This window comes from Thermobifida fusca NBRC 14071 = JCM 3263 (assembly GCF_001592045.1).
Lineage (GTDB): Bacteria > Actinomycetota > Actinomycetes > Streptosporangiales > Streptosporangiaceae > Thermobifida > Thermobifida fusca.
This window is the reverse complement of sequence record NZ_BCWB01000060.1, coordinates 20,651-27,032: the sequence shown is the minus strand read 5'-3', so window position 1 is coordinate 27,032 and position 6,382 is coordinate 20,651. Positions and strand designations below refer to the sequence as shown.

The window sequence follows — 6,382 nt, the reverse complement described above, 5'->3', positions numbered from 1 at the left end:
TCCACGTCACAGGTGGCTCCCGGGTTGCCAGGGCCAGGGGTGGGAGTCGGAGTGGGGGTCGGCGTCGGGGTCGGGGTGGGCGTCGGGCCAGGGTTCGTGGGCGCGCCAGCGGGGAAGGTGAAGGTCCAGCCCTGCGCCTTCCACTGCGGGATGACCTGGTCCACGGCTTGCACGGTCTGGCTACGGTCGCCTCCACCGTCGTGGAGCAAAATCACCGCCCCCGGGGTGACCCGCTCGTTGAGCCGCCGCACCAGTTCGCTGGTGCCGGGAGGCTCCCAGTCGGCGATGTCCATGGCCCAGCCCAGCGGCTGCATGCCCATGTCAGCGGCGACCTGCGGGCTCTGTCCCCACGAGCCGTACGGGGCCCGGAAGTACGGGATGTCAGCGTTGGGGACAGCCTCGCGGATGGCCTGGTTGGTGGCTTCCAAGTCGGCGCGGATCTGGGCTGCCGACCAGTTCCCCATGTCGTCGTGGCGCATCGAGTGGTTGCACAGGATGTGCCCCTCCTCCGCGATCTGCCGGGCGATCGCCGGGTATTGGCGGACGTGCTCGCCCCACAGGCAGAACACCGCTTTGACCTGGTGTTTGCGCAGGACCGACAGGAGGGCCGGGGTGTCGTTCGGGTTGGGGCCGTCGTCGAAGGTGAGGGCGACGGTCCTTCCGGGCTGCCCGGTGGTGGTGACGATGTCAGGAGTCACCTGGGCGTGGGCTGTGGCGGCGGAGGTGAAGGCGAGTCCTAGCGCGCACAAGGCCACCAGGAGACGTTTCCGTAAGGGGGAGCGTCGGGGGACGGTCGTCATCTAGGTCTCCTCTCCCTGGCCCGAAATTTTCGGAAACTTCCGGAAGATATAGGAAACCTAGAGAGCACCACGCCTCTATGTCAATATGTGTACACACTCCGTAATAGGCGACTTTTTCGACAACTCGGGCAGATCGCCTGGAAGTGTGTCGGCCCGCTCCCGCCCGCCCACCCCGCCAATAGGCACCGTCCCCAAGCCCCGGATCAGCCCAGACGCAGGACGATCATGCTGGGCTGCACCGGCCGGGCAGGACGTGTGAAGATCCAGTCCTGCGCCTGCCACCGCGGGATCACCTGGTCCACGGCTTGCACGGTCTGGCTGCGGTCGCCGATCCCGTCGTGGAGCAGGACCACCGCCCCCGGGGTGAGCTGCTCGTTGAGCCGCCGCACCAGTTCGCTGGTGCCAGGCTGCTCCCAGTCGGCGACTTCGACCGTCCAGCCCAACGGCTGCATGCCCAGGTCAGCGGCGACCTGCGGGCTCTGTCCCCACGAGCCATACGGAGCCCGGAAGTAGGGGATGCGTGCCCCGGGCACTGCCTCGCGGATGGCTTTGCTGGCTTCGAGCAGGTCAGCCCGGATGTCCGCGGCTGACCAGTCGCCCAAGTCGTCGTGGTGCATCGAGTGGTTGCACAGTGTGTGGCCGTGCAGCACGATCCTGCGGACCAGGTCAGGGTGGTTGCGTGCCTGGTCACCCACCAGGCAGAACACGGCTTTGACCTGGTATTTGTGCAGGACTTCGAGCAGAGCCGGAGTGTTGTCCGGGTCGGGACCGTCATCGAAGGTCAGTGCGACGGTCTTCCCGGCCCTGCCCGTGGTGGTGACGAGGTCGGCGGTCGCCTTGGCATGCGCGGGAGCTGCAATGCCGCAGGTTAAACCGATGGTCAAGACGGAGAGCACGCCGAGTAAGCCGTGCCACCGCTTCGTTTGCCCACAGAGCATGGATGGAAACCTCACACGGGAATCTCCCGGACTTTTCTGCGTCCGGGCAGGTAAAGAGACGCCAAAGAAATCGACTCCGCACAGTCAACGGAGCCTTACATAAAGTAGCGTCATTTTTTGGTTGCTGTGGGCGAAGGAGCGGTGCTGTCTCGAACGATGAGCTCAGTAGCGAGTTCAACGCGAGGACTTTCGATCTCCTCGCTGTCCATGAGTCGACGCAGGGTGCGCACGGCGAGTCGACCCATGTCGTCGAGGGGCTGGCGCACCGTGGTCAGCGGCGGGGACGACCACCGTGCCTGCGGCAGGTCGTCGAAGCCGACCACGCTGACATCGTCGGGGACGCGGAGGCCACGCTGGCGCAGCGCCTCGTAGACGCCGAGAGCCATCTGGTCGCTGGCCGCGAACACCGCCGTCGGCGGATCGTCCAGGTCAAACAGGCGTTCACCGGCGCGGAACCCGGATTCGTAGTTGAATTCCCCGGGAGCGATCAGCTCGGGGTCCACCTCGATTCCCGCTGTTTCCAGGCCGGCCCGGTAGCCGTCGAGGCGGGCGCGGCTGCACCACAGTTCGGGGCGTCCGGCCACGAAGCCGATCCGCCGGTGGCCGAGCTCGATGAGGTGCGTCGTGGCGCTGAGTCCGCCTGCCCAGTTCGTGCAGCCGATCGTGGGCACCGTGAGGTCAGAGAGTCCAACCGGGTCGATGACCACCACCGGAATGTGGAGTTCTTCCAGTTCGGAGCGGAGTTCGGAGTCCAGGTCTGTGGTGACGAGAACCGCGCCGTCGCTGGCCCGGGAGCGGACGTTTTGGAGCCATTTCCGGGTGGAGCTGGCTTGGCGGTGGATGGCGGACACGGCGATGCCGCTGTCCATGCCGTGCGCGGCATCCTCGACTCCGCGGATGATCTCCACTGCCCACGGGCTGTCCAGGTCGTTGAAGACCAGGTCGATGAGGCCGATCCGCTCGCCGCGGCGCTGTCCGTCGCCGCGGCTCCCCCTGCGGCGGTATCCGCGGAGGCGGAGCAGGTTTTCGATGCGTTCGCGGGTCTCGGGTGCTACATCGCCTCGTCCGTTGAGGACGCGCGAGACCGTCGGCGCGGACACACCTGCCTCTGCCGCGATTGCGGAGATCGTCACGGATCGGCTCGGTGTCTCGGCCACGCGTCCTCCTTTTCCTCTGTCTCTCCTTCAAAGTATGAGCGCAGAAGGCCGCGGTCATACCTGAGACGTCGCCCGGTGGTTGACGACCTGCCCCATTGCCTCTAGTGTCCTTCGTCACAATGTTCCGGAAATTTTCGGAAAATATTACGACTCAACCTTAGGGAGTCTGATGAAACCGGTGCGTCTCATCACCGCCGCGCTCACTACTGCGGTGCTGTCTCTCCCCCTCATGGTGGTTCCCGCTAGCGCGGGACCGGTCCACGACCATCATCCCGCTCCCCACTCCAACGCGAAATCCGAGCGGCTGCGCTGGGCTGCCCCCGACGGCTTCTACATCGGCAGCGCGGTCGCGGGCGGCGGCCACCACCTGGAGCAGGACTACCCCGACCCCTTCACCCACGACGGGAAATACCGCAGCATCCTGGCTCAGCAGTTCAGCTCAGTCTCCCCGGAAAACCAGATGAAGTGGGAGTACATCCATCCTGAGCCAGACCGCTACGACTTCGCCATGGCCGACAAGATCGTCGACTTCGCGGAGCGTAACGACCAGAAGGTCCGCGGTCACACCCTGCTGTGGCACAGCCAGAACCCCGAGTGGCTCGAAGAGGGCGACTACTCCCCTGAGGAGCTGCGCGAGATCCTGCGGGACCACATCACCACCGTGGTCGGCCGCTACGCCGGACGGATCCACCAGTGGGATGTGGCCAACGAGATCTTCGACGAGCAGGGCAACCTGCGTACTCAGGAGAACATCTGGATCCGCGAGCTCGGCCCCGGCATCATCGCTGACGCGTTCCGCTGGGCGCACGAGGCAGACCCGAACGCGGAGCTGTTCTTCAACGACTACAACGTGGAGGGCATCAACCCGAAGAGCGACGCCTACTACGAACTCATCCAGGAGCTGCTCGACGACGGGGTTCCGGTCCACGGCTTCTCCGTCCAGGGGCACCTGAGCACCCGCTACGGCTTCCCGGGCGACCTGGAACAGAACCTGCGCCGGTTCGACGAGCTCGGTCTGGCCACGGCGATCACCGAGCTGGACGTGCGCATGGACCTGCCGGCCAGCGGCAAGCCGACCCCGAAGCAGTTGGAGCAGCAGGCCGACTACTACCAGCAGGCGCTTGAAGCGTGCCTGGCCGTGGAAGGCTGCGACTCCTTCACGATCTGGGGCTTCACGGACAAGTACTCCTGGGTGCCGGTGTTCTTCCCCGACGAGGGCGCGGCGACGATCATGACGGAGAAGTACGAGCGCAAGCCCGCTTTCTTCGCGCTGCAGCAGACGCTGCGGGAAGCCCGGTGCGCGGACAGCCCCAAGCCGGGACCGGGCAAGCCGAAGCCGGGCAAGGGCCCCAAGCACGATCACTGCTGAGGCGCTCCGTTCTGAGCTTCGGGGAGGGCGCCGCGTGGGGCGGCTGCTCCCTGGGCGTAGCGCTTGACGGCGGGGAGCCGGGACTCCCGGTTCCCCGCCACGGCATGTCTGCCCCTGGCGTGTGCCAGGGGCAGTTTTTCTGCGCTGCACCGGCCGGATGCGTCCCGCGCGGCTTCCATGGGGTGCGAGGCCAGTTGTCAGACCTAGTGGGCGTGCCCGCGGTTGTTCGCGCCGGGCACGGTGCGGCCTAGGGCCGTGGGAGCGTGCTTCCCAGCTTGCGGGCGCAGGCGGTCTCGCGGGGTCTCTCCTCGGCGTCCCGCCAGCGGGATTCTGCGGTGCGGTCCCCTTTTTCCTGGTGGGGAAGAGGATCCTGGACTCCGGTATGCATACCGTTTTTCGATTTCTGTTCGGATTCCGTCCCCTCACCAGGGTCTGACCTCGAAAACTCCACAGATTGTCCGTAAAGTCCGCTGTATTCGTTCTGCCATCGGCGTGAAATTTCCTTTAACTTATCCGCCCTCGGACGTCAAAAAAATACGCGAGTACCGCGGATCGCCACCGCCACCTCGGCCTCTACGGATTCCGCACAGAAACCGCGCCAGCGGCACAGTCGCATAACCGCTGCTCACCCGCGGGATCCCTGACCGGGATTACCCGAATTCTTCCTATTGGTGATCATTCCGCTATTCTTCAGGCAAGAAAACCGCATCTCCCCGCCGGAATCCCGGTTCTCGGGCGGCAGAGACGACACAATCGTCCGTTCCTGCCTCGACCTTTCCACGCCCGAAACGCGGAGAGAGCCCTGTTCCCCCCAGGACGATCCGAAGGACGAACCGTGACGAACACCAGACGGTCTCCGCAGACCCCGGTTTCCGCACTCCTCGCCCTCCTGCTCCCACTGGCAGCCTGCGGCGGAGACGGGACCTCGAGCGCCCCACCCACGCCAGAGGACCGGGGCGTCACTGCTGAGACGCTGTCCGGTTTCGCCCGGCTGGCGGAGAGCTCGTCGGGAAAGACCGTCTACCTCACCTTTCACGACGTGGATGACGGAGTCCAGAAGCTCTTCCTCGACCTCACCGAACTGACGGACCGCTCCGCGAACTACATGTTCTTCCTGGACACCACGGACTTCGCGTTCTCCGCGGACTTCCGCCACGCCGCCTACGAGACCTCGGAAGGAGAAATCCGGCTCGCCGAGCTGGACGCCGACAGCCGCTCCTACCATGTGACCGCGGTCCTCGCGCCGGACGAAGCAGCGCCGGAGACCGAGGACGTGTACGGCGTCGGAAGCGAGGAATCCGAAGCCGAAGTCTCCTACCAGTCCCCGCAGTTCTCCCCGAACGGCAGCGAATTGTGGTTCGAAGAACGGCGCGAAGGGGAGGAGAAATACCGGGTACTCGCGGTGCCCACTGACGCTCCTCTCGACAATCCCCCGGAGGAACGGGGCGAGGTGCCGCACGATTCTCTTCCCCTCGAAGAGTATGAAGGGGCTCTTCTCCTCAAAGGTCCGGAAGGCTCTTTCATCCCTAAAGCCGCCTACACCGCCACTACGGACAACAAACTCCAGATATTGACCTCTCCTCGAGGGGCAGCCACCCAAGAATTCCACTTCCTCACCGACGGGACCCGGGTCGCCTCGCGGAATTTCCTCCCCGGGCCGTCGGGGAACTTCGTCGGCCTCCTGCCGAAGGACGGGCAGGGGGGTGAGGTCGACCACTCCACGCTGCGGACGTTCAAACTGTCCCCGGACGGCGAAGTCTCCGACGTGGAAGAGCTCGTCACACTCTCCGGGAAGAAGATCGAGCGCATCTGGACGGACTTCGACAACAACCGCTACGTCCTCTACGCGGACGGTACCTACTACGGTTTCCCGTTCCACGCCCGGGGCGGCTCACCGACGGAGCTGTTCTCCGAGTTCACCTTCGACGACTCCGTCTCCCACCGCACCGACTCGGCACGCATTCTCGGCATCATCCCCAAGCAGGGCACGTAGCGGGCACGCCCAGCAGTCGTGACGGCCCCGCCGGTCCCGCCGGTGAGGGCCGTTGTTTCTTCCGCAAAGCAGCCGCGACGCGCACGCCCCACCGCCGTACCAGGGGAAACGCTTCACTACCACCC

The 6,382-nt window shown here is 65.4% G+C and carries 5 protein-coding genes; 2 read left to right on the top strand and 3 right to left on the bottom strand.

What is annotated here, in order from left to right:
* From TF1_RS14595 to TF1_RS14585, 3 genes are all read right to left on the bottom strand, one after another.
* The coding region (locus tag TF1_RS14595; protein WP_061783986.1) for a polysaccharide deacetylase family protein at positions 1-800 on the bottom strand (800 nt) is incomplete at its 3' end.
* 203 nt (positions 801-1,003) lie between these two features.
* A complete protein-coding gene (locus tag TF1_RS14590; RefSeq protein ID WP_011293212.1) occupies positions 1,004-1,738 on the bottom strand; it encodes a polysaccharide deacetylase family protein in 735 nt (244 codons plus the stop codon).
* A 110-nt stretch (positions 1,739-1,848) separates the two neighbouring features.
* On the bottom strand, positions 1,849-2,895 hold the full coding sequence (locus TF1_RS14585) for a LacI family DNA-binding transcriptional regulator (RefSeq protein WP_011293213.1): 1,047 nt from the start codon (positions 2,893-2,895) through the stop codon (positions 1,849-1,851).
* A gap of 169 nt (positions 2,896-3,064) precedes the next feature.
* Here TF1_RS14585 and TF1_RS14580 point away from each other — a divergent pair, with 169 nt between their 5' ends.
* Both TF1_RS14580 and TF1_RS14575 read left to right on the top strand, forming a co-directional pair.
* Positions 3,065-4,264: an endo-1,4-beta-xylanase gene (locus TF1_RS14580; RefSeq protein WP_011293214.1), complete on the top strand. Its 1,200-nt coding sequence runs from the start codon at positions 3,065-3,067 to the stop codon at positions 4,262-4,264.
* Between the two features lie 835 nt (positions 4,265-5,099).
* On the top strand, positions 5,100-6,257 hold the full coding sequence (locus TF1_RS14575; RefSeq protein WP_011293215.1) for a hypothetical protein: 1,158 nt from the start codon (positions 5,100-5,102) through the stop codon (positions 6,255-6,257).
* The last annotated feature ends 125 nt before the right edge of the window (positions 6,258-6,382 follow it).

Coding starts and splice junctions, on each gene's coding strand:
- TF1_RS14590 (WP_011293212.1), bottom strand. CDS start 1,738: ATGCTCTGTGGGCAAACGAAGCGGTGGCACGGCTTACTCGGCGTGCTC.
- TF1_RS14580 (WP_011293214.1), top strand. CDS start 3,065: ATGAAACCGGTGCGTCTCATCACCGCCGCGCTCACTACTGCGGTGCTG.